The following is a 25,942-nucleotide window of genomic DNA, read 5'->3' on the forward strand; positions in this document are numbered from 1 at the left end:
AGACCGTCTACACCAACGTCCCATCGAGAGGGCCGGGGAGAGCGGCACGCTCTCCTCCCCGACCGGCCGTCGGAAGACGGCCACCGGGATCGGCTGGATCGACGGGGACGACGTCTCGTACGAGGGAACGAGCGTGCAGAGCGTGCCGTTCGAGCCGCCGGGGAGGCGTGACGACGTCTCGATGGATCCGTCCTCGTGGACGAGCGCTTCGAGGGGTGGTGCCTCGCGCGTCGGCCGTTAGAAGTTGACGTCCTCGAACCGTTCGTTGATCAGGAACTGCGCCTGCGGGGTGAGCTCGTACGGCGGGTCGACGCTCTCGACGAGGCCGTCGTCGTGGAGCGCCTGCGTGTGTGTCTCGACGGTCGACTCCTCCATGTCGAGCAGCGAGGCGAGGTCGACGTCCTCACCGAGACCCCCCGTCGAGTACAGGCCTACGAGGACTTCGAGCTGCTCGTCGGAGACGTCGAGGCTCCGGACGTCGGAGACGAGGTAGTGGTACATCTGCCTGAGGTACCGCCCGAGGATGTTCATCTTCCGCCGGGACTCCATCGACACCTCCGTCGTCACCGTCTGATCCTGGGTGATGTGCTGGACCGAGAGCACCAGTCGCTTCTGGCCCTTCACGGTCCGTTCGAGTACCTGGAAGAAGACGACGTCGGCGAGGTCGACCGAGAACGCATCGTCCCCGATGGTCAGGTCCTCCGTCCCGGGGAAGAGGACTCGATCGGTCTCAAGGTGGAGACCGACTTCCCGGACCGGTTCGTCCTGGAACCGCCCCCCGATCTTCGCGGGGTGTTTCAGCGCGACCGTCGATCCCCGAAGCGTCGCCCGGTAGAGGATGAGCGAGAACTTCTCGACCGTCTCGCGGTCGCCACCGACGACGGTCGTTCGCTGGACGCCGTCGACGACGTAGCCGATCATCACGGTGTGGTCGAAGAACTGTTCGACCTCGGGTGGCACCTGCCCGACGGCGACGTCGAACACCGACGTGAGTGGGACGGTCGTCTTCGAATCGGACGTCACCAGGATGAGCCGTCGTTCGCTCATCAGGACCCGCCCTCTGAGCGGTTCGAACGTACCAGAGCCGCCGGCGACGAAGTTCGCCACGAAGTCGACGACGATCGACTCGCCCGACTTGGTCCGTTTGAGCTGCTTCCGGGCCTTCTTTTCGTCCTGGGCGGCCTCGCTCGCCGCCTGCCGCTTCCGCTGGTTCTCGGTCGTCTCTGCGCCGGCGTGCGAGTTCGAGTTCGAGGACGAGGGTGCGTCGCTCATGCCGAGATCAGCGCTCCCGCGAGGTGTGACGTCACGACGGCGAGGATGCTCCCGATCCACGCGAGCGCGACGAAGTGGATGTAGGAGTTGGCCTTGTGGCCGCCGTCGACGACGCGGATCATCAGCGAGGACAACAGCGCGTTGAACAGGATGGTGACGGTCAGGAGGTACTCGATAGTGGGGACGTGGTAGACGTTCGAGTGGATGATCGTCCCGACACTCGTCCCGGAGAGGTCCATCTGTGCGGAGATGCTCACCAGGATCTCGACGACCTCGAGCCCGATGAAGAAGGCGAAGGCGGCGGAGGCAGTAATCCCGTAGAGGACCCCGATGAGCGTGATCGTCGCCTGCTGACGCTGTCGGCGGAGCTGGAGGACCTCGTTCATGTTGCGGCTGATGAGTTCGCCGAGAAGCTTCGGACTCCCGCCCATCTGTCGGCCGACGAGGTACATCTCGGAGAACTTCTGGACGAGGTAGGAACTGGCCTCGGCAGTGAAGTAGAACCACGCCCGGGTCGGCTCGATCCGCATCTTCAGCCGGGTGTACAGCCGGTCGATGTCGGCCGAGAGCGTGCCGAAGTCCTTCTTCCGGAGAGTCTTGAGCACCGCCGACGTCGTCGCCTGCTTCGCGCTCTCCGAAGAGCCGAGTGCGCGGATGAACCCCGGGAACTCCTGGTCACGGTCCTTGATCGAGTTCTCGTGCCGACGCGCGAGGATGCCCGGGATCGCCAGCGGCGTGATCGGCGCGGCCATCAACAGCGGGATCGGGACGCCTTCGAGCACGCCTCGCATCGCTCGGCCGACGGGCGTGATGCCGAACGTCCCGAGCGCGAGCGCGAAGATCAGGATCAACGACAGACCCACGGCACCGTAGAGACTGATGTCGACCTGGCGGACCGCTCTGGTGCGGTAGTCGTCCTGAAGGTACCAGAGGGGGTCGTACGGGGACATGGTCCGCATGACGAAGTAAAAGCCCAGCTGGACGAAGACGAAGAGGACGATGACCGCGAGGACGGTGGTGGTCGCGTCCGTCCCCGTGAGGATCGGGAGGACGATCGCGTTGATCAGCCCGAACGTCATCGAGAGGATCATCGACAAGTAGAGGTCCTTCATCACCTCGAGGTTCTCCAGCGCGCCTTCGTACACCGTGATGTACGACTGGATCATCGCCTCCTGTTCGCCCAGGAGGAAGTCGTCGATGCCCTGCCCGGCGTTCAGCGAGTACGCCAAACGGTCGAGGAAGTCAGCCATCGGTTTCGACGGCACCTCCCGGGCGCGGCGCTTGCACGCGTCGTCGAGTGACTGGTTCCAGGTGTCGACCAGCTGGACGATGCGGTTCATCTCGGTCGCGAGCTCGCCGTACTCTTCCTCCCGGGAGAGCGCCCGGAACACCTCGACGCGGTCGATGTTCGTCGTCGACAGCACCGTCATGTGGGTGATGAGCAGATGGAGCTGGTTCTCCAGCCCCCGTCGCTGCTGTTCGATGAGGAGACGCGGGTAGAGGACGGCCGTCGCGACGAACAGCGCGCCGAGAAAGAACATCGGGAGCCGCACGAGGAGCGGAAGCGGGAGGACGACCGTGCCGAGCGTCAACAGCAAGAAGAACAGCACTGCCGGCGACACGACGACGAGGAGGTACCGCTCGATCTGCATCGGCATCCGCTGATACGACTCCCAGACGGAGTCGACGAACTCCTTGAGGCGGGCGGTTCCTGTCGCGACGTTCGTGCTTGATGCCATCTGTCATCGTCTCAGTGAGGCCATGTCGAACGGGAGACCCTCGACCCCGTCGCGCTGGAAGTCCTCGATCAGTTCGTTCACGTCGTGGTAGCCGACGATGTTCTCCTGGATCGCGCGTCTGATGATCTCCGCGCGGAACTCGATGTCGTCGTAGATGTCGCGCGTGTCGGCGTACCCCAGGAGCTGGGCCACCTTCTCCTCCATGATGTAGGAGTTGTTCATCCCTTGGAAGACGATCTCGTCGTCGACGGGGTCCCAGTAGAACACCTCGCGGGTGACGACCCCGCCCATCTCCTTCGAGTAGCCCTCGATCTCGACGACGCTCGTCACCCGACGGAGGATGTCGTCACCTCGCCGAACGCGGTTCTGGAACAGCGCGATGTCGGCGTTGTCCATGAATGTCTCGGGGACGTTGATCGGATCCCCGGTGAAACGCTGGATCATCGAGACGATGTCGGAGGCGTGGAACGTGAGGATCACCGGGTGACCCGTCTGAGCGGCCTGGAACGCCATCCGCCCCTCCTCGCCACGGACCTCACCCACGATGATGTAATCGGGGCGCGACCGGAGGGCGGCGGCCACGAGGTCGAACATGTCGACCTCGGAGTCCTGCCCGCGACCCTCGCGCGTGAGCAGCTGCTGCCACGTGTTGTGTGGCGGGAGCACCTCGGAGGTGTCCTCCGCGGTGTAGATCTTCGAGTCGCGGGGGATGAACGACAGCATCGCGTTCAGTGTCGTCGTCTTCCCCGACGCCGTCTCGCCGACGACGAAGATCGTCCGCTCGTTCTCCAGCGCGACCCAGAGGTACGCCGCGAGCTCCGGCGAGAGCGTCCCCCACTTCGTGATCTGGTAGATCGACAGCGGGACGTCGTCGCCCTGGCGGATCGTCAGGCTGGAGCCCTTCAGCGAGATGTCGTCCGAGTAGATGATGTTGATACGCGACCCGTCGGGGAGCGTCGAGTCGACGATCGGGTGGGCGTCCGAGACGGGGTCGCCGATGCGCTCGCCCATGTTGCGGAGCCAGTTGTCGAACTGTTCGGTGGAATCGAACTCGACGCTCGTCTCCAACAACCCGAAGGTGCCGTGGTCGACGTCGACCTGGGTGGGGCCGATGACGTGGATGTCCTCGTTCTCCGGGTCACGCATGATCGGTTCGAGCGGTCCGAGCCCGACGATGTCTCGGACCAGCCGGTACTCGATCTTCTCGTACGTCCGCTCGGGGACGGCGATGCGACCGAGGTCGAGCTTCGACTTCAGCTGCTGAAGCGACGTCTGTTCCTCCTCGGGGACCGGTTCGCGGACCACGACGATCTCGTCGAGCAGCTCCTCGATCCGTTCTTCGTAGTCGGCGTTGGCCTCTGGGGCGGGTTTACGGACGCTGTACTCGAGGATCTTGTTCTTGATCTCGTCGAAGACGACGCGTTCGTCCTCGTCGAGCTCCGGTTCGATGGTGTAATATTTGGTCGTCTCACCGAAGTTGCCGTACACCTGACAGTAGATGGGGCCGCCGAGCGGGTAGAGCACGTTCGGACGTCGCGATTCGTAATCACCGGGCTCGTCCACGAGGAGTGGGAACTCGCCGGTGATCTTCTTGAACCGCTTGAGGTGGTCCCGGAGGTGGTCGTAGCGTGACGCGTGCTGTTTGAGTTCCTCCGAGATCCGTGCCGAACCGTGCTCCGTCGCCATCAGGCCACGCTCCGCGACTCGATGACGATGCCGATGCCCGACCGGACCGAGAATCCGATCCGGTCGCCGACCTGTTCGCCCATGCCCGCGAACCGCTTGACGAAGATGTTTCGCCTGACGTCGTTGCCGACCTCGACCATCTCGAGTTCGATGAACACGTCGGCGATCGAGCGGAACGGGCCCATCGTCTCCTCGTCGACCGTCGTCGGATCGACCGTGAGGATGATCGTCTTCCCCTGCGAGGTGATATCCCTGAAGAAGGAGATGATCTCGAGGGCCGCCTGTCGCTCCTCGTTCTGTCGAACCAGCGCCTCGAACTGGGGGTCGTTACGGAGGATGGCGTCGAACGTGTCGACGATGATGACGTCGCCGTTCCACACCGTCTCCGCCTCCATCAGCCGTCGGAGGAGTTCCTTCCGGTCGCGATCCTGTCCCGAGAGCGCACCGCCGGAGTCGAGTTCGGCGTGGACGTAGAGGATCTCCTCGTTCAACAGCGGCTTGACCATGTCGTACTCGAGCGAGTGCATCTGGTCGAGGAAGCCACGCACGTTCAGCTCCGTCGAGATGAACGTGACCGTGATGCCCTCGTCGGTGAAGCCGTAGCTGAACCGTTGTGAGAGGACGCTCTTGCCGGCCCCGTAGTCGCCCTCCATGAGGACGATGGCTCCGCGGGGGATCCCGCCACCGAGCTCCTGCTTCAGTCGGTCGTGGTTGTCCAGGCCGATCGGAAACTGATTAGAGTCTGTCATGAAGTTCTGAACTCGAATACCTCCTCGTCGGTGTCGACGACGAGCTTCACGCGGTGATCGCCGGCAGACAGCGAGACCTCCGAGACGGTGAGTTCGATCACTCCGTTGGGTCTCCACTCCGACCCGTCGACGACCGTGACCGACGTGTTCGTCCGATACCGACCGTCGACGAAGACGTCGAGAGTGTTCGCGTCCGCGGGGAGGGTCCGGATGCCCGTGTTCTTCACGTACAGCGTGATCGTGCCGTTCGCGTCGTCGTAGACGCCCGCCTCCGGGTCGGAGATGACTTCCGCGTCCGTCTTGATCGACTTCGAGACGTCGCCGCCCCTGTCGTCGACTGCGCTCGAGATCCCGCTGACTGTGTCGACGAGCACGCCGGCGACGCCGGCCGCAATCACGATGCTCGCGATGAACAGGATGAGCGTGGGCACGGATATCTCCGCCATCTCACGTCACCGTCACGTCGCTCGCGTCGGCGACACCGAACTCGGTGACGACCTTCACCCGTGTGGGCTGGGTCGTGGTGACGTTCAGCGTCAGCGTCTCGCCGGGTTCCCAGAGATCAGTGGCCGCGTTCCCCTCGACGCTCGCTGGCGCGGTCGGTTCGTACTCGTTGTCCACGAGCACGGTCGTCCCGTTCACCGAGAGCGTGGTCGATCCCTCGTTCGAAGCCGAGAGGTTCAGGCTCCCGGACGTGGTGTTGTACGTCGCGTTCGTCACGGTTATCGCCGTGTTCCGTCGATCGAGGAGCTGTTCCTGCCGGCTGTCCTGTGCGTCGTCGACCTCCTCGAACGTCGCCGAGGTCGTCGTGTACATCGTCCCCGCGGCGATGAACAGCCCGAGGAAGATGATCGCCGTCGCCCCGCTAACGCCGAAGCCCATCGTGGCTCCCTCCGTCGGTCGCGAGCGCCTCGAGTGGGGTCGCGTCGGGTGTGCGGTCGCCGAGTCGACTCACGTACGAGAGGCTCGTCTCGTGGTGTTTCACCGAGAGCGGTGCGTGGTGACCCTCGTCGTCGGGGTTCGCGGCCAGTCGGACGTACGTGTCGAGCGTTCGCCGGACGTCCGCGGAGATCCAGCCGAAGTCCTGATACTGACGGAGCGCTCTGGACGCGCCGAGGAGCCCGCCAGTGGAGACGAGATACCGCATCCACTCCATCGCGACGGACTCGGCTACGTAGGTCGAGGGGAGCGCCGAGAGGTGGGCGTCCGACGCGTCTGCCCGGGACGCACCCAGCCGTTGCCGGCCGATCACGTCGTCCGACTCGGAGCCGTCAGCCGTTCGACCTTCGCCCGTCCCGGTCGTCCGGTCGGGTTGGACGAACATCCGGTCGTCGGTCACCGCCTCTGCCGCCTCGACGGTGGGTGTCTCCCCGGCGGGAGTGGCCGGTTCGTCCGCCACACCGTCGGGGTCGTCCGGCTCGTCGACGACCGTCTCCGTCGGGGAGTCGTCCGGCGAGATGTCGACTCGCTGGACCTCGTCGCCGACGTCCTCCGTCTCTATCCCGGCCACTTCGTCTGCGTCCGCGTCCTCGTCGGTGTCGTTCTCACCCCCGTCGTCGGGGTCATCCGCATCTTCGGCGGTGTCGTTCTCGCCCTCGTCGAGTTCGTCCGCGTCCTCGTCGGCGTCGACGGCTCCCGCGTCGTCACTGATCTCCTCTCCAGCGTCGGTGGGGTCGTCGTCGACGGCGGGGTCGTCTTCCCAGCCGTCGCCGTCGTCGTACTCCGCCTTCAGCTCCTCGAACGAGGCGCCGCCACCAGAGCTGTCCGTCTCGGCAGGATCCGCGTCGGCACCCGCGTCGAGGTCCGGTTCGTCCGGCTCCTCCTCGGCGAGCTCGTCCTCCGCGGCGTGCTCGGCGTGTTGCTCACCGGCTTCTGCGTCGAGTTCGCCGAAGTCGTCGTCGAAGAAGCTCTCGGCGTCGGCACTGGCGACATCGGAGTCGAGGTCGTCTTCTTCCTCCTCTTCGGAGTCGAAGAGGCCGAATGCGCCGTCACCGTGTTCGAGACCGCCCATCTCCCGAGCGTCGTCGACGAACGGATTGATCCCTCGCGTCACCATCTCGTAGATGTCGAGGAGTTTTCGGATGGTGTCGTCGAGTTCGTCGACCGTCTCGCCGATCTGTTTGTTCTCCTCACGGACGGTGTTCATCGTCGAGGAGATCGAGCCGACCTCGGTCTCCAGTTCGCCGATGCGGTCCTCGAAGTCGGCGAGGCGTTCGGAGACGTCACTGCTCCCGCCATCAGCTCCGCCTCCACCGAAGCCGTCGTCGAAGTCGTCGTCCGCCCCGGCGTCTCCACCACTCTCCGGGTCCGACGACTGGTCGAAGTCGTCGAAGTCGTCGTTGAGGTCGTCGTCGAAGTCGTCGAGGTCGTCGTCGAAGTCGTCGAGGTCGTCGCCGAAGTCGTCGAAGTCGTCGAGGTCGTCGGTGCCGTCTTCGTCCTCGGCGTCGTCCGACAGCTCGTCGTCCTCGTCGCCGTCTTCCACCCAATCCATCATCCCCATTCGTCTCGCCTCCCTGGCGGTCGGCAGCTGACGGATCCATCCCGCACTGTCGGCGCGAAGTCGACCCGGCGCGGTCGGGAGCCACCGGACGCGTCTCCCGGGGGCGGGGGAACAGGTAGCATTGATTGTCACGTATCCGTGAACGATACATGAAGCTTCCCTCCCGACTATCGTGGGTGATAATGCACTCTGGTGTGTCGATTTTCATCGTGTTCAAGCCGCAGAAATCCCCGAGGATGTAGCTGCGGTGAGAAGAGTTATCTGGGCCGGAGACGACGATGCACAAGTCCGAGGCCAAAACCCAATGCCAGAACTCGTCGAAACTGGAATCGAAGGACTCGATTCCATCCTTAACGGTGGTATCGTGAAGAACGCAGCAGTGCTCATCAGCGGCAACCCGGGGACCGGCAAGAGTATCCTCGGGATGCAGTATCTCTACTCCGGTGTGGCCGACCACGGTGAAGGGGGGATCTATCTGACGTTCGAGGAGTCCGAGGCCGACATCGAGGAGGCCGCGCTCTCGATCGGCTTCGAACAGTGGCCCGAGTTCGTCGAGAACGGGGACATCAAGGTGTACGACAAGCGGACACTCCTGCGCGACGGCGACTTCTCCGGAACGCTTGACCGCATCCTCGACGACCTCCAGTCGACCAACTACGACCGGCTCGTGCTCGACTCGCTGACCATGTTCCAGCTCTTCTTCGAGGACGAGAAAGAACAGCGACACTACCTCCTGAAGTTCATCGACATCCTCAAGGACTCCGGGCTGACGTCGCTCCTGACGACGGAGCAGTCCGCCGTCTTCCCCGAGACCGAGATCGGACTCGAGAACTTCCTCACCGACGGGAACATCTACCTGGTGCAGTCGCCCGCCGGCTCCACCAGTAACCGGTACGTGTGGGTGGCGAAGATGCGCAAACAGCCGATCAAGAACTCGATGTTCCCGATGGAGATCGGACACGGCGGCATCAAGGTGTACGAACAGGCCGCCGGCTTCTCGATGGTCGGCGAAAGCGCGCCGTTCTTCGGCGGCGGCGAACAGCCCGAGCGGTAGCTGCGTCCCCGGTCCGTCACCGGCGACGCCGTCCGCATCGCAGGGACGACGCCGTCGCTGTCCGGCCAGTCGTCGAAAAAAGAGCCGACGGGTCGACCTACAGGAAGATCGTGTCGTCGCTCCCGATGTCGCTCGGGATGTTCACCTGGACGGTCGTGGACGCGCCCGACGGCGTCGTGATCCGGATCGTCCCCTGATCGCCGGCCGCGAGGTCCGTACCCAGGAGGGTACCGTCGCTGACCGTCACCGCGAGGCTGTACTTGTCGGCCGAGTCCGTGATGACCTCGGTGCTTCCGACGCTGCCGGACGTGACCTTGGTCACCTGCACCACACCGGAGCCGGTGCTACCGACCTCGACCGCGCCGGCCCGGTTCTCGCCGACCCACTCGACCGTCGAGGCCGAGAGGTTGACGTTGTCGGATCCGGGGGCCCGCTGGACCACGATGTTGACCGTGCCGGCCGTCCCGCTCGAGAACGTCGTGTGAGCGTTCACCACGTTGAGACGGTCACTCACCTCGCCCTGCGCCTGTTGGCCCGTCTGTTCCGCGTTCTCCTGCAAGAATCCGGCCGTGTTGACCAGGACCCCGGCCGCGATCGCTGCGACCAGCACCATCGCGATGAACACGATGAGGGTCCCGATACCGACCTGACCTCTATCGTCGTCAGTGTTGAGTAGTTGCATCATTGTTCTCGACTCCTACAGTGCCACCAGTCCATCGGCCTCGGCTGTCGACGGGAGCCGACCCTCGACGACGGTCGTCGCACCGGAGGCGGTCGTGATCCGCATCTCGAAATCGTCTCCGGGGCTGAGCGCGCCCGACCCGAGATCGGTTCCGAGCTGGAAGCTGAGCACGACGCGGTCAGACTCGTTCCGGAGCGTGTTGCTCTTGATCGGCGTCACCGACACGATCTCGTCGGTCGTGACCTGGAAGTCCGTCGTCGTGCTGGGTCCGAGGTACGTGACCGTGGTCGTCGTCAGGTCGACCGGACCGGAGCCGGCTGCCTTCTTGACCGTGAGGTTCAGCCGGTTGTAGTCGGCCGTCCCGTCGCTGGATGGGTCGGTGTCGTTCAGGTGACTGCTCACCACGTTGAGCCGATCACTCACCTGGCTCTGTGCTTCCTGTCCGGTCTGTTCCGCGTTCTCCTGCAAGAATCCGGCCGTGTTGACCAGAACCCCGGCTGCGATCGCCGCAACCAGTACCATCGCGATGAACACGATGAGGGTCCCGATACCGACCTGACCCCTGTCTGTTTTGTCTTCGAACATTTGGGTAGTCTCGGCCGGATCCCTCCGAGAGGGTCCGTGCCTTATTCGCCCCGAGCGGTGGCCGGTACATAATCATACTCCCCTGATTATCACGGGAGAAAACTGGTCGAGGAAGCAGACACTCACCGTAGTACACACGTACGGGTACGGGAATGATACCCTGTGCTCACCGTCCGGGAGGACGCGAGATCAGCCGTCCCGTGGTACCCTGTGGAGTCACGATCGGTCAGGGAGCAGGTGTGGAACACGGCGGTCGCGACTCCGTTCGACGGAGCGTGAGCAGCCGATCGAAGAGAACCAGGGCACGAGCGGAAGCGATAGTAGACTCTGAGACTCTTCGCAGCCGGTTGCGCCGCTCTGACCGTCCCAGCGGGTTCACAGCAGGTCTTGGCAATCGAGTGAGTGGACTCTTTCGAAGTCTACTGTAGGCTGCACCGTTCGGTACGCGAGCCGGCGAACCGATCAGTTGTCCTGGGCGATCCGTCGCCAGACGTCGTCGAGTTTGTTCTTCACTTCGGGCCGCTCCGTGACGTTGAGGACCAGTTCGTCGTCGTCGAACCGGACGTTGATCTCGTCGATCTCCCGGCGGTAGACGTTGGTTCGACGGTGCTCGTCCGAGAGGACCCGATCGTGGAGGGTCAGCAACCCGGCTTCGGAGAGCTCCTCGATTCGCCGATAACAGGTCGCGATGGGGATGTCCAGCATGTCGCTGAACTCCTGGGCCGAGTGGGGCTGGTACGCGGATCTGAGGATGTCCGGATTGTAGTCGTTCCCAAGAGCTGCGAGTGTCCTATCTGGATCCATCAGTGTTTTCGGTCATGATACCGAGTAATGTCAATGTATTGGTTACGCGTCTGACGGATACGGATCTCTCCGGTCGTCGATCCCCCCGGTCCGAATTCGCCTGCGGAGAGTCACGCCCCCGGTGGGCTTAATATCGCGTCTCGTCCACGTACTGTATGGCACCGCGCGGGCCGAACGACGAGGAAGGGGTCGTCGACCCCGACGACCTCGACATCACGAAGAAGGACGACGTCCACGAGTTGCGCGACGGCCAGTACGTCATTACCACGGAGAACGCGGGGGTCGACGATCTCGACCTGGAGGAACTCCGCGCGGACTTGCACGCGGAGTCGGAGTCGGCCGCCGCTCCCGACCCGCGCGCGGCGCTGGTCGAACACCTGGAGTCGCTGTCGACCGCCAACGGACTCCTCGTCGCGGGGCGCTTCGACGGCGAGGTCGACGTCCACGAGAGCGCCTCCGACGACCTGGGAACGGTCTTCGGGGAGCTCCTCACCTGGTATGCGACGAACGTCGACGCCGACACGCCGACGGGGGAGGTGCTCGGCATCCTCTGTCTCGCGGCCGACGTCCGAGTCCGGTACCCCCTCAGGACCGTCGCCGACGTGCTGGCAGCCCACGGCCTCTCGCCCGACGACTCGATACGGGATCTCGTCGACGCGCTGGGGGCCGATGGGCTCGTCGTTCCCCCCGAGAACGGCGATTCGTAACAAAGTATCATCACTGATAGCTGGTAGGAAGTGCTTATACGGAGACTTCGGGAATCGTGATTGTATGGCGAACACAGTACTGGTCGTCGACGACTCGGCGTTCATGCGGAACCTGTTGAAGCAGCTTCTCGACGGGGAGCACGAGGTCGTCGGAGAGGCGGAGAACGGTGTCGAGGCGGTCGAGCTGTACCGTGAACTCGAACCCGACGTCGTGACGATGGACGTCGTGATGCCGATCAGAAACGGCATCGAAGCGACCACCGAGATCAAGGAGCTCGATCCGGGATCGTCCGTCATCATGTGTACCAGTGTCGGTCAGGAGGAGAAGATGCGTGAAGCGGTCGAGGCGGGTGCAGACGGCTACATCACCAAACCGTTCCAGAAACCAAACGTCCTCCAGGCCATCGACGACGTCGCGAAGGCGAAGGCATGAACCTGGACGTCCACGCACTCCAGACGTTCAGTCGACTGGCCCACTCGGGCGCTGAAACGGCCGCGTGGTCGCTCTCGCAGCTGACTGGCATCGATACCCGGGTGAACGTCACCAAGATCGAACTGGAGACTGTGGCCGATGTGGAGTGCGAGTTCCGCGAACACGACTTCGTGAGCGTCCGGATCGGATTCAGTGGCGGGCTCGACGGCCAGACGATCCTGGCGTTCGACCGCGAGGCGGCGTCGAACGTCGTCGACGCGATCCTCCCCGGCAGTGCCGCCGAGGACGAACTCGCACGGTCGGGGCTGAAAGAGGTCGGCAACATCATGCTCGGCGGGTTCATCGACGGCTGGGCCGACCACCTCGGCACGTCCATCGACATCACGACGCCGACGTACATCGATGTCGACAGTGACAGTCTACTGGAGGAGGTGGACGTCGAGGACGAGGGGCCGGAGGAAGCGAGAGACCACATCCTCGTCTTCCGAAACCAGCTCGAGACCACGGCGGACGCCGTGACGTTCTACCTCTACATGCTCCCGACCGCCGGGGCGATCGAGACGATCGGTGACACGGCGACGGACGCCGAGGAGGCGGTCCCGATCGAGACGTTCACCACGTTCAGCGAGATGATCGACGACGGTGCCGAGCAGGCGTCGGAGGACATCTCGGCGATGACCGGCACGGAGACCGTCGTCGACGTCTCGCGACTGAGTTTCGTCCCGATCGAAGGTGTGCCGATGCAGCTCGACGACGCGACGCGCATCGGCGTCGTCTTAGAGTTCGAGGGGGTGCCGAGCGGCTACATCGCCATCCTCTTCGACGAGACCTCCGCCGAGCAGATCGCCACGGCGCTCCTGCCGGGAGCCGACGCCGACGACGCGATGCGACAGAGCGCGATCCAGGAGATCGGTAACATCATCACCTCGGGCTTCATCGACGGCTGGGCGAACCGCCTCGAGACGACTATCGAGATCTCACCGCCGCAGTTCGTCCACGATCTCGGGCCGGCCATCGTCGATCCACTGGCCACCGAACTCGCCCAGGAACAGGACTACGCGTTCCTCATCGACTCGACCATCCGGACGAACGACGACGAGTTCACCTGCGACATCTACGCGCTGCCGAACGAGAGCGAACTTCGCGAGGCACTCGACCAGCTGTCGGCACAGCCAGCCTGATGGAAGTCTACAGGAGCGATCCACCCACTCGACGGACGACCGACCGTATCAAGGTCGGCATCGCCGACCTCGCGGTCGGTGACCGCGAGAGCCGGCTCTCGACGAGCGGGCTGGGCTCCTGTGTCGGCATCGCGCTGCACGACGCCGACGCCGGGATCAGTGGACTCGCTCACGCGATGCTCCCAGCGGGAGAAGGAAAAAGCGACGAGGCGAAGTACGTCGATACGGCACTTCACGCACTCGTCGCGAAGATGGAAGGTGAGGGGGCGTCCCGACGCCGGATCCGTGCGAAACTGGCCGGTGGGAGCACCATGTTCGAGTTCGACTCGACGAACGAGAGCGTCGGTGAACGGAACGTTACGGCGGCCCGTCAGACCCTCGCGGTGCTCGACATCCCGCTCGACGCCGAGGACGTCGGCGGAGAACACGGCCGATCGCTCGAACTGGACGGTGAGACCGGCGACCTCCACGTCCGATCCGCGTCGGCCGGCGAACACACGCTGTGAACTACTATCAAAACGGATAGTCGGCGGCGTAAGTTTATACGCGACGAAATGGTCGGTTACGCTAACAGTCAGTTTCGCGAGACTACATCATGAACGTCAACCCCGAAGATTACGAGCCCGAGGAGTTGCGACAGATGGCAGCGGAGCGGCGGCCACCGGGCCGCTCCGGGGGTCGGGACCAGTACGAGGAGGATCCGGCTTCCCGGCGGAACGACGACTCGTCGACACGGAGGAACGGTGACGAGAGCGGGCGGCACGACGAACGCTGGAGTTTCGGAAGCGAGCGAACCTCACCCGCCGAACGTGGCGCGTCGGAGGACGCGAGCGATCGTCAGGAACGAGCCGCTGTCGGTCGGGGAGACGGCCGGGGGCACCCCCAGCCGACGCGCGACGAGCCGAGAGAGCCACGGGGCAACCCACGGCCTGCCCACAGTCCCACTGCCGACGCGCTCCGGTCGAACCAGCTCGAACAGCTGTTCCTCCACCAGTCGGCGATGATCGCCGAGCAGATGACGAAACCGTACCTCGGCACGATCCCGCAGAAGTACGCCGCCGAGCGCGTCATCTTCGACTGGCTCGAGTTCCTCGTCGTCAAGTGTGGCTTCAAGCGGACGATGGACGCGTTGCGGTACTACCGGACGATCGACTGGATCACGGAGGACGTCGAGGCGGCGCTCCAGGACTACCTGATCGGGTTCTCCGACGACGGGGTGGGCGCACACACGCTCGACGTCGACGACCACCAGCTCAGCCTGTTGTACGTCGCCCGGCTCGCCTCGATGAGTTGAGCACGTGGGCACCGAGCGGCCCCCCACGTCAGACGAGGACGGCACGGAACCGACCGACGACGAGACCGGAGCCGAGACGAACGAGAGCGACGACGCCGACACCGACCCCTACCCCGACTCCGACCCCCTCGACGCCGGCCGTGGTGACGGCGACGGTCCCTCGAGACGGACATCTCGTGAGGGCGCCACAGAGTCGACGTCGACGGGGGAGGCCACCCCGTTCGTCTGGAACACGACCGACGACTCGGGTGGCGAACACCCCGTCGACGCCGACTCCGTCGAGGGCGACACGATCGACGAGAGAGTGGGCGGCGCCACGGTCGACGAGGGAGCGGGCGACGACACGACCGACGAGGGAGCGGGCGACAACGCGATCGACAACGGGGCGTCTGACGACGCGACCGACGAGGGAGCGGCGATGCTCACTCCCGACCGCTACCTGCTCGCGGGCGAGTCGGTGGTGGACCGGCTCGACGTCGGCCGCGGCTGGGTGGCCGCGACGACCCACCGAGTGCTGGTGTTCGACCCCACGTCGGACGGACCGCGGTTCGCCGCCGTCGACCGCCCGAACGTGGTCGGCGTCCGGACGACGCACGGCGGCGACCCGACCGTCCTGACGCACCTCTCACGCGCGGTCGTCTACTGCGTGCTCCTCCTCGGGGCGGGGGTGGCCGCCCGATCGCTCGGCTTCGAGTCGCTGTTCGTCCTCGACACGGGGGTGGCGGACACGCCGGGGATCGGCGGGCTCGTGTCGATGCTGTCGCTCGCCAGGTCGCTCCTCGGCCTCTTCGTCGACGCGCTGTTCGTCGGTGGGGTCGTCGCTGGCCTCGCGGCGTTCGTGCTCGCCGGCTGGTACCTCCACGGTCGCGAACCGACGCTCGTCGTGGAGCGGGCCGGCGACGACGACCTCTCCGTGCGGCTCCCCTCCCACGAGACCGGCGACCGGGCGGTCGAACGGCTCGAACGACTGCTCGCCGACGAACTCGCCGTCGGGTCCTGAGGAACTGGGCCGAACTCGCCCGAATCGATCGCCTCAGGCCCGGTCGGCCCGGAAGGACGCGATCGACTCACGGCTCGGAAACGCCGTCATCGCGCCCTGTGCCGTCGTCGTCACGGCGGCGACGGCGTTGGCGAACGCCAGCCCCTCGGCGAGGTCCGCGCCGTCGACCAGCGCGGCGACGACGCCCGCGGTGAACGCGTCGCCGGCACCGGTCGTGTCGACGGGGTCGACCGTGTACCCCTCGTGGAAGACGCTCGTCTCGCCGTCGGCCCACGGTGCCGCCGCGGTCGCGGCCGCGACCGCCCCCTCGCCGCCGAGCGTCAGGCAGACGGTGTGGGGACCACGGTCGAGCAGGCGACGGGCCGTCGGCTCGGGACCGTCGTAGTCGACGTCCGCCGCCGCGAGGTCGTCGGGTGTCGCTTTCAGCACGTCGACCCGACCGAGGAGGTCGGCGACCGTGTCGGCGAACGAGAACGCGTCGTCGGCCCACAGCTCCGGCCGCGCGTTGGGGTCGAACGAGACGGTCGCGCCCGCTCTTCGGGCTCGATCGACGAGGTCGAGAGTCGCCGTCCGTGCGGGCTCGTCCGCGAGCGTGACGCCGCCGACGTGGACCCACTCGACGTCGGCCAGGGCCGCGTCGTCGATCCGGCCGGGCTCGAGGCGCGTGTCGGCGCTCTCGTGCCGGTGGAACGAGAACTCGCGTTCGGCCGTCTCGCCGAGGCTGACGAACGCGAGCCCGGTCTTCGCCGACGGGTCGACCTCGACGTACGTGTCGTCGAGACCGGCGTCGTCGAGGACGGTCGTGAGGTGGTCGCCGAACGCGTCGTCGCCGACGCGCGTCCAGAAGTCCGGGACGACGCCGAGGTGAGCGAGCCCGACGGCGACGTTGGCTGGCGCGCCACCCGCTCGACGCGAGAACGTCTCGACGGACGCGAGCGGCCCGGTCTGCCGTGGGATGAAGTCGACGAGCGTCTCCCCGGCGACGAGGATATCCCGAGTCATACCACGGGGTACACCGAGAGGGGAGTTGAAACCCCGTCGTCTCGGTCGCTCTTCGTCGACTCCCTCCCGACGTCTCCGACGGAGTGCCGCCACGCGCGACCGTCGACTGCGACCCGTCGCCGTTTTATCTGTCGGCCACCCGTCTCGACGTATGACGCGCGACCCGCTGGCACCGTTCGACGACAGCGTCCTCACCGCGGTCGCACGGGACCACGGTGTGACGGTCGGGGCGCTCCGTGGCCTCGTCCGGCGACACCAGGAACTGGTCAGACGACTCCCGGGAGTCGACGACGTCGTCTACGAGTGGCGACGGGGGTTTCCCAACGACCCCGTGGTCGAGCGACGGCCCGACGCCTACTTCCTCTCGGTCGCCGACACCGTCTGGCCGGAGTACGTGTCGGCGCTCTCGCTCGACGAGCGCGAGGCGGCGGCATTGCGGGCCGTTCACCGGCGACAGCTCGAGACCAGCGTCGGGGACCGGCCGACCGGCGACCGTGGCGCGATGGTGCTCGCCCGCGAGTAGCGGACGGCTCGTGGTCCCGGCGGCCGCCGTCAGTCGGTCGAGACGGCGGACGGAGCCGAATCCGTGGCGCTGTCCGGCAGTGGAGACGACTCCCGCGACCGGTCCGGTGACGTCTCGGGCAGTCGAATCCGGACGACCGTGCCGCGCGGCTCGTTCTCCTCGAACGAGAGATGTCCGTTCGACCGGGTGACGATCCACTCGGTGAGCCAGAGACCGAGGCCGCTCCCGTGGCTCAGCGGCGTCTCGGTCCCTTCGACGAAGACGCGTCGTTCCGATTCGGGGATGCCCGGTCCGTTGTCGGCGACGCACACCTCAACGTAGTCGACGCCGTCGTGTGTGACCCGATCGACCGTGACCGCGATCTGGGGGACGACGCGGTCGTTGTGTTCGATCGCGTTGTCGACGACGTTCACGAGTGCGGAGTCGACGAGATCGTCGGCGAGCACCCACTGCTCGTCGGGGAGCTCCCGGCTGATGATGGCACCGGGGAACTCCACCTGGATCTCGTCGAGTCGCTCGCGGAGCGGGGCCGTGATCTCGAACGGCTTCTCGACCCCGTCGGTGCTGTGGAGCGTGTAGTCGATCTTGCGGGTCTGCTCGCCGAGTTCGGCGAGCGTCTCCGCCTTCCGGCGGATCACGCGGACGTGCTCCTTGTTCTCGACCGTGAGCCGTCCGTCGAGGAGCAGATCCGCGTGGCCCTGGATGACGTTCACCTCGTTTCGCAGATCGTGCCGGAGCACCCGGTTCAGCACCCGGAGCCGCTGCTCGTAGCGCCGTCTGCCGGTCACGTCACGGGCGTTCACCACGACCCCCTGGACCGTCGGATCGGAGACGAGGTTCACCCACACCGCCTCGAACGTCCGCCAGGAGCCGTCGGTGTGGCGTGCGCGGTACTCGACTCGGGTCTGTGTGCCCCGTTCGCCGGCGAGGAGGCGCTCGAACACCTCCCGTGTCGCCGACCGATCCTCCGGGTGTATCAGCTCGAAGGCGTCGCAGCCGACGAGGTCGTCGGGAGCGTAGCCGAGCACGCGCTCGAACGAGGGCGCACAGTACACCCGGGTTCCGTCCGGCGCGAGCACCGTGATGAGGTCGCGGGCGTTCTCGATGAGCGCGCGGAACTCCGCCTCCGTGTGTCGGCGTTCCGTGACGTCGCGGAGGACGATCAGCTGTCCCGGATCGTCGTCGTACGGACCGTCGAAGTGGCTAGCCGTCGCCTCGAAGAAACGTCGGCCGTCGCCACCGTCGACCACGAACTCCTCGCGGTCGACGTCGCCGTCGGCGACGCTCTGGAGCGACGGCCCGTGCGTGGGGACGTCGGTCAGTCGCTCGCCGAGGAGTGCGCCGTCGTCCGTCCCGAAGAGCTCCCGTGCACGAGGGTTCGTCTCGACCACCCGACCCCGGCCGTCGACGACGATCACGCCGTCGCGAAGTTGGCCGACCACCACGTCGCGGGCGATCGGTGTCACGTCGAACAGCTGGTACCGGTAGATCCCGACGAGCACCGTCCCCGAGGAGATCGCGAACGACGTCGGGGTCAGGTCGACGGCCGGCGTGGGAGCGACGCCGGAGACGACCACGACGAACGTGCAGAGCGGTATCAGCGCGGCAGTCAGCACGACCGCCGTCTGTCGTCGGTACACCTGGCGCGAGCGTGCGGCCAGGCGGGCCAGGACCGCGATCCCCGTGACCACGAGTACGACGCTGTACACGACGTGGAACACGGGGAGCGGATCGGGAACGGCGACGCTCGCCTGGACCGACCGTTCGGCGGTGACCCCCGCGAGTGCGGGCGTCAGCCCCTCGCTCGTGAACACGAGGGCGGCGACGACCCCGGGTTCGATCGCCAGACACGCCCCGGTCACCGGCGTGAACAGGTCCGACTGGCCGGCGTACGAGAGGACGAACACGAACCAGAGCGTCGCGATCGGGGCGGCACCGAGCCACGAGACCCGCAACCAGAACAGCGACTCGCCGGCCGTCGGTGCCAGGAGGGAGAACCCGTACGCGGTCGCCCACACGGCGGCCGCGAGCGTGGTCACGGCGAACGTGAGTGGGACCTGGTGGGTGTGCGATCGCACTCGACCGACGACGACGATCGCGGTGACTGCCGACACCACGCCCGCTGCCAGCAGCGCGGCCGCGTACACCACGTCCAGTATCATCGTATCTTCGCACCTCTCCTGCAGTCCAGCGACGGAACACGCCAGGAACGGCTCTCTGCTACGGCTGTTCGAGTCGTTCTAATTAAATGGTCATACTCGAATATCAGAACGAATAACCTCGCTCCGCGTACCACGTTCCCGACCGAACGGGGCGGCGGCCGGCACGGTTCGAACGCGGAGCGCCGAGCAGGTACGAATCAGAGACCGAGCTGTCTGCCGAGGACGAGGTGCTGTATCTCGGAGGTGCCTTCGCCGATCTCCATCAGTTTCGCGTCGCGGTAGAAGCGTTGCGGGGCGAAGTCCTCCGTGTAGCCGTACCCGCCGAGGACCTGCACGGCGTCCTCGGCCACCTCGCGGGCGGCCTCGCTGGCGTCGAGTTTCGCCAGCGACGACTCCGTCGTGACCCGCTCGCCGGCGTCGTACCGCACGGCGGCCTTGTGGGTGAGCAGTCGTGCCCGCTCCGTCTTGCGGTACATGTCGACGAGCATGTCGCGGACGGCGTCGAACTTCGAGATCGGCTGGCCGAACTGTTCGCGTTCGCGGGCGTAGTCGTGGGCCGCGTCGTACGCGCCCTGTGCGAGGCCGACAGAGAGCGCCGCGATCGAGATCCGACCGCCGTCGAGCGTCTTCATCGTCTGTTTCCACCCCTCGCCCTCCGCGCCGAGGAGCCGGTCCGTCGGCAGGCGGCAGTCGTCGAAGCGGATCTCACAGGTGGGCGAACAGTTGAGCCCCATCTTGTCCCAGACGTTCTCGACGTGGAAGCCGTCGTCCTCGTCGGGGTCGACGACGAACGTCGAGATGCCGTCGTACCCCTCGTCGGGATCGGTGACCGCCTTCACCAGGATCGAGCCGGCGACGTTCGCGTTGGTGATGAACTGCTTCGTCCCGTTCAGTACCCACTCGTCGCCGTCCCGCTCGGCCGTGGTGTCCATGTCGCTCGCGTCGGAGCCGCTCCCCGGCTCCGTCAGCGCCCACGCGCCCATCGCCTCTCCGGTCGCGAGCGGGCGGAGCCACCGCTCTTTCTGCTCCTCCGTGCCGAACAGTTCGATCGGTTTCGATCCGAGCGAGACGTGGGCGGCGTACGACAGGCCGATACCGCCCGAGACGCGCCCGAGTTCCTCGGTGACGAGCGCGTACATCAGCTGATCGCCGCCGAGACCGCCGTACTCCTCCGAGATCGGGACGCCCATCACGTCCAGCGTCCCGAGCTCCTCGAACACCTCCCGCGGGAAGCGGTGGTCGTCTTCGAGCTCCTGTGCGATGGGAGCGATCTCCTCCTCACAGAACTCCCGGACCTGCTCTCGGACCATCCGGTGTTCCGCGGGAACCTCGAACTCCATAGGCAACGCTTGCCGGAGCGCGGGCATAAAGTCAGCGACGGATCGGGAACCGGCCGACGTCCGCTGGACACACCTGCTGTCGTGTGATCCGCCACTCGCCGACCGGTTCGTCGCTCTCGGTCCACCCCGTCGAGCGGGACGAACGGGGACCCCGACAGCGGACGATCCGTGATCGTTCACGTGGCCTCGCCCGCGAACTTATGCGTCTCCACACCGAACGAGCGGAGCGTGGAACTGCGTCGTCTCGTCCGCGGTCGCCTCGACTGGGCCCAGCTCGAACGAGTCGTCCGGACCCTCCAGGAACGGTACGACCGCGAACAGGCGCATGTCCGCTTTCTCGACGCGGACAACTGGCTGTCGACGCCGATGGTGATCGACGAGGAGCTGTTCGTGAAGGTCATCTCACGGCAGAACTCGCTCGTCCACGCGCTCATCACCACCGGGCGGAACCTCGGGGCGTTCTCCTCGGGCACGGAGGGCTTCTTCGAGCATTTCGGCACGCCGTACGAAATGGCCGAGCACGAACTCGAGGCGACGCGCCGCATCCGGGAGCTGGGGCTGAACGCCCCGAGGCCGATCGAGGCGCTCGAGGTCGACGACCTCGGCGTGGTCGTCCTCGAATACCTGCCGGAGTTCCGTCCGCTCGACCAGCTCGACCGCGAGGCCGAGGCGGCACTCGCACCCGGTCTGTTCGCCGCACTCCGCACGATGCACGACGACGGCCTCGCCCACGGCGACCTCCGTGCGGAGAACGTGCTCATCCTCGACGACGACCTCTACTTCATCGACGCGACGCGCGTCCGCGCCGACGCCGCGCCCGACGCCCGGTCGTACGACCTCGCCTGCGCGCTGGCGGCGCTCGAACCGCTCATCGGTGCCCGGGCGACGGTCGAGGCGGCGCTGTCGGCGTACACGGTCGACGAACTCGTCGCCGCCCTGGAGTTCCTCGACTTCGTCAACATCCGACCCGACCACGACTTCGACGCGGCGCGGCTGAAGGGCGAGATCGAGAAACGGGCGTCGTAGCCGGCCTCCCCCGGGTTCGGCGGCCGCGTCGGACGAGCCGCCCGTCCTACCACTCCATCCCGCCGTTGATGCCGAGCACCTGCCCGGTCATGTAGCTGGACTCGTCGCTCGCGAGGAAGCGCACCATCCCCACGAGATCCGCAGGGTCGGCGAACCGATCGAGGGGGATCCGCGCGCGGATCTTCTCTCGCACGCGATCGGGGACCTTCTCCAGCATGTCGGTCTCGGTGAACCCGGGCGCGACGCAGTTCGCGGTCGAGTCGTGGCGCGCGAGCTCCAGCGCGAGCGTCCGCGTGAACGCGAACAGTCCTCCCTTGGAGGTGGCGTAGTTCGCCTGGCCGTAGTTGCCCTGCTGACCCACGACGCTCGAGATGTTGATCAGTCGTCCCTGGTCGGCCGTCTTGATGTCCTCGAAGAACGCCTTCGTACAGTTGAACGTCCCGCCCAGATTGACGTTTATTACCCGGTTCCAGTCCTCGTACGTCATGTCCTCGAACTTCCGGTCGACCGTGATGCCCGCGTTGTTGACCAGGACGTCGATCGACCCCAGCCGGTCGTGGACTTCGGCCGCCATCGCGTCGACCTCCGCGGGGTCCGCGACGTCCGCGCCGACGGCGATCGCGGTCTCCCCGTCGGCTTCGATCGTCTCCGTGACCGCCCGCGCCGCGCCGTCGGAGTGGCGGTAGTTCACGACCACGTCGGCCCCACACCGCGCGAACTCGAACGCGATCTCTCGGCCGATCCCGCGGGACGACCCCGTCACTACGCAGGTGCGACCGGCGAGCGGCTTCGGATCCAGCGGCTCCAGACGCTGCGTCGTTTCGGACATGGTACGCTATCAAGGCCGTGACGTGTGTTAACTGTTGGTGTGGCCGTCCCGAACGGGCGGCCCGAGAGACCTCGACCCGGCGACCCCAAAGGATTTGTCCGTCGCTCGACTGCCGGGCGGTGATGCCCTCCACACGCTCCCCACGCTCTCCACGGTCCACCCGGACCACTCGGACTACACCGATCACACGCTCGACGTCGACGTCGCTGCCCCCGCACGGACGTGGCCCGCGCCGACCGCTCGCGCCCCGACGACGGTCTGGATACCGTGAATCGTCCGGAACGCGGTGACCGGCGACGATGCCGGCGTTCACCACGCGGCTCGGCGACGGCTGGCGGCGGGCACGCCGGTCGTTCCCGCTCGCGTTCGTGCCGCTGCTGTTCGCGCTCGCGGACGTCGAAAAACTCCGGGCGGTGACCGCCTTCGACGGCGTTCACGTGGGGTTCCGACTGGGCCTCCCGGCGTCGGTCGTCACGCTCTGGCAGTTCGTGAGCGTCCCCCAGTCCGGGGTGAACGTCGACCCCGGCGTGCCGCTGTCGGCGCTTCCACTCGTGCCCGTCTCCGTGCCCGTCTTTCTGGTCGTCCAGGCGTTCCTCACGGCGGGGTACTTCGGGAGCGTCGCGGAGCGACTCCGCACGGGCGAGTACCGGTTCGTCCACCACGCCACGGCACACTTCCTCCCGTTTCTCGTGCTGACCGCGCTCCCCGTCGCCGTCTTCCTCCCGCTGGCGCTGGGACTGGTCGAATCCGGAGCCGCGACGGGCGAGCCGGCGGTGTCGGTCCCGTTCGTCGTACTCGGGTTTTTGCTGGTCGTGGTGGTCTCTTACCTGTTCTACGCGACACCGTACCTGCTCGTCCTCCGCGGGTCGGGGCTGGTCGACGCCGCCCGTGGTTCGTACGCGCTGGCCGTCGCCGGTGGGCCGTACCTCTCGTACTCCGTCGGCGTCGCCCTGTTCGTGCTCGCGGTCTCACCGGTCGCGTCCGCGGTCGTCGTGACCGTCCCGGTCCTCGGGCTCCCGGTCGGTCTCGCGGTCGGCAGTGTGCTCGGGCTCACGGTGAACGTTGCGACGATGCGGTTCGTCGCCGACCTCGATCGGGAGTCGCCGACGGTCGCCGACTGGGGCGACGACGGGACCGACAGACGAGCCCCCCCGGACGCCGAGACGGCCGACGGTGAACGACACGCCGAGCACGTCGCAGAGGACGAGAAACGAGCGACGACCGGCTTTTCACGGCGTACTCGGGTGAGCGCCGGGTATTCGGTCAGTCGCCCGCGCCCACTGCCCGCTCGAAGAGCCGGACGTTGCGCCGGTTGGCCTTCCAGAACACGTCGAAGAGGTCGCCGGCGACCGGGATCGAGCCGACCGCCGCGTCGATAGCGACGTTCACCAGCATCCGGAACACGGTCCGGCGTGGCACACCACTTCGAATCGCCTCGAAGACGATGTACAGCGAGCAGATCGCGGCGGCGATGTCGCCCGAGACGGGCAGGAGACCGACCAGCGCGTCCAGTCCGATCTTGACGTTGATCACGGGGATCGTGACGGCGTCGTCGAGCAGCGTCGCGACGTACCGCGCGCGTCGGAGCCCGGGCGGTGTCTCGTCCATACCACCCCGCACGGCAGCCGGCGTCAAGGCTCTGGTGGCGACGGCAGCCTCGCCGGGTCGTCACTCAGTAGCCCGACTCACACGGCAGGTCGCCGTCGAACGTCGCGTCGCCGACGCTGACCAGCCCACACGAGGTCGACCGCCCCCACGTGGGACTGAAGTACGCGTACGTCCCCGGGTCCCGGAAGACGCGCGCGACGCTCCCGCCGCGGCCGAACTCGCGGGAGGTGAACTCCCACGGCGTCGTCGCCTCCCCGACCTGCGTGCTCTCGATCCGGTGGGCGTCGGGGTCGTCGTTCACCCACCTGACGCGGGTGTTCGGGGCGACGGCGAGCCGGTGCGGGTCGAACGACCCACCCGAGATCCGGACGGTCGCGGTCGCCGCCGGTTCGGGGGTGGGCGTCGGTGTCGGCGTCGCCGTTGGTGTCGCGGTTGACGTCGACGGAGAACTCGGGGTCGTCGACGCCGGCGACGTCGCACTCTCCGACGGCGTGGTGGTCCGAGTCGGTGTGGGTTCGGTCGTGACCGTCGTGGGAGTTCGTCCGTCGTCGGTCGTCCGGTCGGTGTCGTCGCTCCCGTCGTCTGCACCCCCGCCGAGACAGCCGGTCACGAGTGGGAGGCCAGCGACGCCGAGGAGGACGTGGCGTCGGGTTCGCATACGAGGGGTACGCTCGCTGGATTCATAACTCCCGGCCGGTCGATGGGCGCACACGGCCCGACCAACGCCCCGATCCACGTCAGGTCCGGGTACGGATGCGGTTTACACTCGAGTCGGGTTGTAGTCGGATTCGCCCGTCCCAGCGGCGAAGACGGCGAGCGAGTCGGGGGCGAAACGAGTCTACGCGGCCGCGTCGGTGGGTCAAATCACGCTCTGAGCCATGCGAACGTTGAGGTGTCGGGGCGACGTTCGGGCCCACGATGTCGATGCGCCGACGGACGGTCCTCGCGGTCGTCGCCGGCGGGCTCAGCGGCTGTCTCGGGCGATCCGACGAGGCCGAGACGAACTCGCCGCTGACGTCCGCGAACGCGACCGCGAACACGACGCCGACCGTGGTCGACCAGGGCCACGACGAGGAGGAGTACGCGCTGATCCGCCGCTCCGTCGGCGAGTCGGTCGAGGTGGTGGGCGGTACCGTCACCGTCGAGAACCCCCGCGTCCGGAAATCGGTCGTCGTCGACCAGCACACGAGCCCCGTGGCGATGCATCGAGGCGTCCAGTTCGTCGTCGTCGACGTCCCACACTCGCTCCGCGATCCGGACCTCGCCAGCCGGTTCCGGGTCCTCCGCGACGGTGCTCCCGCCGCGGGGAGGTCCGCGGCGGTCCGGACGGGGGCCCCCGAGCGGCTGACCGTGGCAGCGCCGGCCCCTTCACTGTCCGTCGACAGACTCGGACTCGCGTGGGTCCGCGGTCTCCCGGACTCGATCGTCTGGACGCTCCCGGCGTCGATCGGCGAGCGTCTCCGACACGAACCGGTCTTCGTCGTCCACGACGTCGCGCGCGGCACGGAAGCCGACCTCACGGTCACGTTCGACGTGGAGAACACCGGCGACCGCGACGGGCGGTTCAACGCCGTGGTTCGTAACACCGCGGCGGCCGACGCCTTCGACGTCGTCTCGTTCGACGTGTCCGCCGGGGAGCGCCTCGCGACGACGACTACGCCCGCGGTCGAGACCGACCCCGACCGGGCGCCGCCGCTCCTGGTCGAGTGGGGAACGGGGTCGAGGCGACTCGGGACGGACGGGTAGCGGCGACGACCGGTGCAGCG

28 protein-coding genes are annotated in these 25,942 nt (G+C 66.6%); 12 read left to right on the top strand and 16 right to left on the bottom strand.

The genetic code is table 11. The annotated features are described in order from the left end of the window. Positions 1-237 precede the first annotated feature (237 nt). From FZP69_RS11285 to FZP69_RS11315, 7 genes are all read right to left on the bottom strand, one after another. The gene (locus tag FZP69_RS11285) at positions 238-1,272 is read right to left on the bottom strand and encodes a CheF family chemotaxis protein (RefSeq protein ID WP_152041392.1); all 1,035 of its coding nucleotides are present in this window, start codon (positions 1,270-1,272) and stop codon (positions 238-240) included. Further along, positions 1,269-2,930, bottom strand: coding sequence for an archaellar assembly protein FlaJ (gene flaJ / locus FZP69_RS11290; protein WP_394350160.1), 1,662 nt, complete (start codon positions 2,928-2,930; stop codon positions 1,269-1,271). The genes FZP69_RS11285 and flaJ overlap by 4 nt, the downstream gene beginning before the upstream one ends. Positions 2,931-3,014: 84 nt before the next feature. Continuing rightward, a complete protein-coding gene (locus FZP69_RS11295) occupies positions 3,015-4,697 on the bottom strand; it encodes a type II/IV secretion system ATPase subunit (RefSeq protein ID WP_152041394.1) in 1,683 nt (560 codons plus the stop codon). Beyond that, complete coding sequence (locus FZP69_RS11300) at positions 4,697-5,446, bottom strand: ATPase domain-containing protein (RefSeq protein WP_152041395.1); 750 nt, start codon at positions 5,444-5,446, stop codon at positions 4,697-4,699. Before FZP69_RS11300 ends, FZP69_RS11295 begins: the two co-directional genes overlap by 1 nt. Further along, positions 5,443-5,892: a CARDB domain-containing protein gene (locus FZP69_RS11305; protein WP_152041396.1), complete on the bottom strand. Its 450-nt coding sequence runs from the start codon at positions 5,890-5,892 to the stop codon at positions 5,443-5,445. The genes FZP69_RS11300 and FZP69_RS11305 overlap by 4 nt, the downstream gene beginning before the upstream one ends. A gap of 1 nt (position 5,893) precedes the next feature. Further along, entirely contained in the window at positions 5,894-6,328 is a 435-nt protein-coding gene (locus FZP69_RS11310) for a fla cluster protein FlaF (RefSeq protein WP_152041397.1), read from the bottom strand. Then, complete coding sequence (locus FZP69_RS11315) at positions 6,312-7,946, bottom strand: flagella accessory protein C (RefSeq protein ID WP_152041398.1); 1,635 nt, start codon at positions 7,944-7,946, stop codon at positions 6,312-6,314. Before FZP69_RS11315 ends, FZP69_RS11310 begins: the two co-directional genes overlap by 17 nt. A 304-nt stretch (positions 7,947-8,250) precedes the next feature. Between FZP69_RS11315 and FZP69_RS11320 the strand changes: the two genes are divergently transcribed. Then, positions 8,251-9,000, top strand: a complete 750-nt coding sequence (locus tag FZP69_RS11320) for an RAD55 family ATPase (protein ID WP_152041399.1) — start codon at positions 8,251-8,253, stop codon at positions 8,998-9,000. Positions 9,001-9,097: 97 nt separating this feature from the next. On the opposite strand, the gene FZP69_RS11325 is transcribed toward FZP69_RS11320, so the two are convergent. From FZP69_RS11325 to FZP69_RS11335, 3 genes are all read right to left on the bottom strand, one after another. Further along, positions 9,098-9,682: an archaellin/type IV pilin N-terminal domain-containing protein gene (locus tag FZP69_RS11325; protein ID WP_204959961.1), complete on the bottom strand. Its 585-nt coding sequence runs from the start codon at positions 9,680-9,682 to the stop codon at positions 9,098-9,100. Positions 9,683-9,697: 15 nt separating this feature from the next. Continuing rightward, positions 9,698-10,267 carry an archaellin/type IV pilin N-terminal domain-containing protein gene (locus FZP69_RS11330; protein WP_152041401.1) on the bottom strand — a complete coding sequence of 190 codons (570 nt, stop codon included), beginning with the start codon at positions 10,265-10,267 and terminating at the stop codon, positions 9,698-9,700. Positions 10,268-10,729: 462 nt separating this feature from the next. Then, positions 10,730-11,071 carry an ArsR/SmtB family transcription factor gene (locus FZP69_RS11335; protein WP_152041402.1) on the bottom strand — a complete coding sequence of 114 codons (342 nt, stop codon included), beginning with the start codon at positions 11,069-11,071 and terminating at the stop codon, positions 10,730-10,732. Positions 11,072-11,226: 155 nt separating this feature from the next. Between FZP69_RS11335 and FZP69_RS11340 the strand changes: the two genes are divergently transcribed. The 6 genes from FZP69_RS11340 (at position 11,227) to FZP69_RS11370 (ending at position 15,686) form a co-directional block, all read left to right on the top strand. Further along, positions 11,227-11,778 carry a DUF7500 family protein gene (locus FZP69_RS11340; protein ID WP_152041403.1) on the top strand — a complete coding sequence of 184 codons (552 nt, stop codon included), beginning with the start codon at positions 11,227-11,229 and terminating at the stop codon, positions 11,776-11,778. Positions 11,779-11,842: 64 nt separating this feature from the next. Beyond that, entirely contained in the window at positions 11,843-12,211 is a 369-nt protein-coding gene (gene cheY / locus FZP69_RS11345; protein WP_152041404.1) for a chemotaxis protein CheY, read from the top strand. Continuing rightward, a complete protein-coding gene (locus tag FZP69_RS11350; protein WP_152041405.1) occupies positions 12,208-13,392 on the top strand; it encodes a chemotaxis protein CheC in 1,185 nt (394 codons plus the stop codon). The genes cheY and FZP69_RS11350 overlap by 4 nt, the downstream gene beginning before the upstream one ends. Beyond that, positions 13,392-13,898 carry a chemotaxis protein CheD gene (locus tag FZP69_RS11355; RefSeq protein WP_152041406.1) on the top strand — a complete coding sequence of 169 codons (507 nt, stop codon included), beginning with the start codon at positions 13,392-13,394 and terminating at the stop codon, positions 13,896-13,898. The genes FZP69_RS11350 and FZP69_RS11355 overlap by 1 nt, the downstream gene beginning before the upstream one ends. Positions 13,899-13,987: 89 nt before the next feature. Beyond that, positions 13,988-14,686, top strand: coding sequence for a FlaD/FlaE family flagellar protein (locus FZP69_RS11360; RefSeq protein ID WP_152041407.1), 699 nt, complete (start codon positions 13,988-13,990; stop codon positions 14,684-14,686). A gap of 4 nt (positions 14,687-14,690) precedes the next feature. After that, entirely contained in the window at positions 14,691-15,686 is a 996-nt protein-coding gene (locus FZP69_RS11370; protein WP_192918545.1) for a hypothetical protein, read from the top strand. A gap of 33 nt (positions 15,687-15,719) precedes the next feature. Here FZP69_RS11370 and FZP69_RS11375 read toward each other — a convergent pair whose 3' ends face one another. Then, the gene (locus tag FZP69_RS11375) at positions 15,720-16,688 is read right to left on the bottom strand and encodes a carbohydrate kinase family protein (RefSeq protein ID WP_152041410.1); all 969 of its coding nucleotides are present in this window, start codon (positions 16,686-16,688) and stop codon (positions 15,720-15,722) included. A 151-nt stretch (positions 16,689-16,839) separates the two neighbouring features. On the opposite strand from FZP69_RS11375, the gene FZP69_RS11380 reads away from it, so the two are divergent. Continuing rightward, positions 16,840-17,211, top strand: coding sequence for a hypothetical protein (locus FZP69_RS11380; protein WP_152041411.1), 372 nt, complete (start codon positions 16,840-16,842; stop codon positions 17,209-17,211). 29 nt (positions 17,212-17,240) lie between these two features. Here the strand turns inward: FZP69_RS11380 and FZP69_RS11385 are convergent, their stop codons facing one another. Both FZP69_RS11385 and FZP69_RS11390 read right to left on the bottom strand, forming a co-directional pair. Beyond that, positions 17,241-19,373, bottom strand: coding sequence for a histidine kinase N-terminal 7TM domain-containing protein (locus tag FZP69_RS11385; RefSeq protein WP_152041412.1), 2,133 nt, complete (start codon positions 19,371-19,373; stop codon positions 17,241-17,243). A 197-nt stretch (positions 19,374-19,570) separates the two neighbouring features. Beyond that, entirely contained in the window at positions 19,571-20,713 is a 1,143-nt protein-coding gene (locus FZP69_RS11390) for an acyl-CoA dehydrogenase family protein (protein WP_152041413.1), read from the bottom strand. A gap of 228 nt (positions 20,714-20,941) precedes the next feature. Between FZP69_RS11390 and FZP69_RS11395 the strand changes: the two genes are divergently transcribed. Further along, a complete protein-coding gene (locus FZP69_RS11395; RefSeq protein ID WP_152041414.1) occupies positions 20,942-21,739 on the top strand; it encodes an RIO1 family regulatory kinase/ATPase domain-containing protein in 798 nt (265 codons plus the stop codon). Between the two features lie 46 nt (positions 21,740-21,785). Here the strand turns inward: FZP69_RS11395 and FZP69_RS11400 are convergent, their stop codons facing one another. Next, a complete protein-coding gene (locus tag FZP69_RS11400) occupies positions 21,786-22,568 on the bottom strand; it encodes a beta-ketoacyl-ACP reductase (protein ID WP_152041415.1) in 783 nt (260 codons plus the stop codon). A gap of 94 nt (positions 22,569-22,662) precedes the next feature. Between FZP69_RS11400 and FZP69_RS22550 the strand changes: the two genes are divergently transcribed. Continuing rightward, positions 22,663-22,839 (top strand): hypothetical protein, encoded by a 177-nt coding sequence (locus FZP69_RS22550; RefSeq protein ID WP_192918546.1) that lies wholly within the window; start codon positions 22,663-22,665, stop codon positions 22,837-22,839. 28 nt (positions 22,840-22,867) lie between these two features. Then, on the top strand, positions 22,868-23,947 hold the full coding sequence (locus tag FZP69_RS11405; RefSeq protein ID WP_192918547.1) for a hypothetical protein: 1,080 nt from the start codon (positions 22,868-22,870) through the stop codon (positions 23,945-23,947). On the opposite strand, the gene FZP69_RS11410 is transcribed toward FZP69_RS11405, so the two are convergent. Both FZP69_RS11410 and FZP69_RS22555 read right to left on the bottom strand, forming a co-directional pair. Next, positions 23,832-24,176: a DUF4112 domain-containing protein gene (locus FZP69_RS11410; RefSeq protein ID WP_152041416.1), complete on the bottom strand. Its 345-nt coding sequence runs from the start codon at positions 24,174-24,176 to the stop codon at positions 23,832-23,834. The genes FZP69_RS11405 and FZP69_RS11410 overlap by 116 nt on opposite strands. A 64-nt stretch (positions 24,177-24,240) precedes the next feature. Then, positions 24,241-24,834 carry a cupredoxin domain-containing protein gene (locus FZP69_RS22555; protein WP_192918548.1) on the bottom strand — a complete coding sequence of 198 codons (594 nt, stop codon included), beginning with the start codon at positions 24,832-24,834 and terminating at the stop codon, positions 24,241-24,243. A 260-nt stretch (positions 24,835-25,094) separates the two neighbouring features. Here FZP69_RS22555 and FZP69_RS11420 point away from each other — a divergent pair, with 260 nt between their 5' ends. Beyond that, the gene (locus FZP69_RS11420; RefSeq protein WP_152041417.1) at positions 25,095-25,922 is read left to right on the top strand and encodes a hypothetical protein; all 828 of its coding nucleotides are present in this window, start codon (positions 25,095-25,097) and stop codon (positions 25,920-25,922) included. The last annotated feature ends 20 nt before the right edge of the window (positions 25,923-25,942 follow it).

Source organism: Salinigranum salinum (assembly GCF_009176545.1).
Taxonomy (GTDB): Archaea; Halobacteriota; Halobacteria; order Halobacteriales; family Haloferacaceae; genus Salinigranum; species Salinigranum salinum.

What these genes read in the sequence shown, in the direction of transcription:
- FZP69_RS11285 (WP_152041392.1), bottom strand. Translation starts at nt 1,272, where the DNA reads ATGAGCGACGCACCCTCGTCCTCGAACTCGAACTCGCACGCCGGCGCA.
- flaJ (WP_394350160.1), bottom strand. Translation starts at nt 2,930, where the DNA reads ATGCCGATGCAGATCGAGCGGTACCTCCTCGTCGTCGTGTCGCCGGCA.
- FZP69_RS11295 (WP_152041394.1), bottom strand. Translation starts at nt 4,697, where the DNA reads ATGGCGACGGAGCACGGTTCGGCACGGATCTCGGAGGAACTCAAACAG.
- FZP69_RS11300 (WP_152041395.1), bottom strand. Translation starts at nt 5,446, where the DNA reads ATGACAGACTCTAATCAGTTTCCGATCGGCCTGGACAACCACGACCGA.
- FZP69_RS11305 (WP_152041396.1), bottom strand. Translation starts at nt 5,892, where the DNA reads ATGGCGGAGATATCCGTGCCCACGCTCATCCTGTTCATCGCGAGCATC.
- FZP69_RS11310 (WP_152041397.1), bottom strand. Translation starts at nt 6,328, where the DNA reads ATGGGCTTCGGCGTTAGCGGGGCGACGGCGATCATCTTCCTCGGGCTG.
- FZP69_RS11315 (WP_152041398.1), bottom strand. Translation starts at nt 7,946, where the DNA reads ATGGGGATGATGGATTGGGTGGAAGACGGCGACGAGGACGACGAGCTG.
- FZP69_RS11320 (WP_152041399.1), top strand. Translation starts at nt 8,251, where the DNA reads ATGCCAGAACTCGTCGAAACTGGAATCGAAGGACTCGATTCCATCCTT.
- FZP69_RS11325 (WP_204959961.1), bottom strand. Translation starts at nt 9,682, where the DNA reads ATGCAACTACTCAACACTGACGACGATAGAGGTCAGGTCGGTATCGGG.
- FZP69_RS11330 (WP_152041401.1), bottom strand. Translation starts at nt 10,267, where the DNA reads ATGTTCGAAGACAAAACAGACAGGGGTCAGGTCGGTATCGGGACCCTC.
- FZP69_RS11335 (WP_152041402.1), bottom strand. Translation starts at nt 11,071, where the DNA reads ATGGATCCAGATAGGACACTCGCAGCTCTTGGGAACGACTACAATCCG.
- FZP69_RS11340 (WP_152041403.1), top strand. Translation starts at nt 11,227, where the DNA reads ATGGCACCGCGCGGGCCGAACGACGAGGAAGGGGTCGTCGACCCCGAC.
- cheY (WP_152041404.1), top strand. Translation starts at nt 11,843, where the DNA reads ATGGCGAACACAGTACTGGTCGTCGACGACTCGGCGTTCATGCGGAAC.
- FZP69_RS11350 (WP_152041405.1), top strand. Translation starts at nt 12,208, where the DNA reads ATGAACCTGGACGTCCACGCACTCCAGACGTTCAGTCGACTGGCCCAC.
- FZP69_RS11355 (WP_152041406.1), top strand. Translation starts at nt 13,392, where the DNA reads ATGGAAGTCTACAGGAGCGATCCACCCACTCGACGGACGACCGACCGT.
- FZP69_RS11360 (WP_152041407.1), top strand. Translation starts at nt 13,988, where the DNA reads ATGAACGTCAACCCCGAAGATTACGAGCCCGAGGAGTTGCGACAGATG.
- FZP69_RS11375 (WP_152041410.1), bottom strand. Translation starts at nt 16,688, where the DNA reads ATGACTCGGGATATCCTCGTCGCCGGGGAGACGCTCGTCGACTTCATC.
- FZP69_RS11380 (WP_152041411.1), top strand. Translation starts at nt 16,840, where the DNA reads ATGACGCGCGACCCGCTGGCACCGTTCGACGACAGCGTCCTCACCGCG.
- FZP69_RS11385 (WP_152041412.1), bottom strand. Translation starts at nt 19,373, where the DNA reads ATGATACTGGACGTGGTGTACGCGGCCGCGCTGCTGGCAGCGGGCGTG.
- FZP69_RS11390 (WP_152041413.1), bottom strand. Translation starts at nt 20,713, where the DNA reads ATGGAGTTCGAGGTTCCCGCGGAACACCGGATGGTCCGAGAGCAGGTC.
- FZP69_RS11400 (WP_152041415.1), bottom strand. Translation starts at nt 22,568, where the DNA reads ATGTCCGAAACGACGCAGCGTCTGGAGCCGCTGGATCCGAAGCCGCTC.
- FZP69_RS11405 (WP_192918547.1), top strand. Translation starts at nt 22,868, where the DNA reads ATGCCGGCGTTCACCACGCGGCTCGGCGACGGCTGGCGGCGGGCACGC.
- FZP69_RS11410 (WP_152041416.1), bottom strand. Translation starts at nt 24,176, where the DNA reads ATGGACGAGACACCGCCCGGGCTCCGACGCGCGCGGTACGTCGCGACG.
- FZP69_RS22555 (WP_192918548.1), bottom strand. Translation starts at nt 24,834, where the DNA reads ATGCGAACCCGACGCCACGTCCTCCTCGGCGTCGCTGGCCTCCCACTC.
- FZP69_RS11420 (WP_152041417.1), top strand. Translation starts at nt 25,095, where the DNA reads ATGTCGATGCGCCGACGGACGGTCCTCGCGGTCGTCGCCGGCGGGCTC.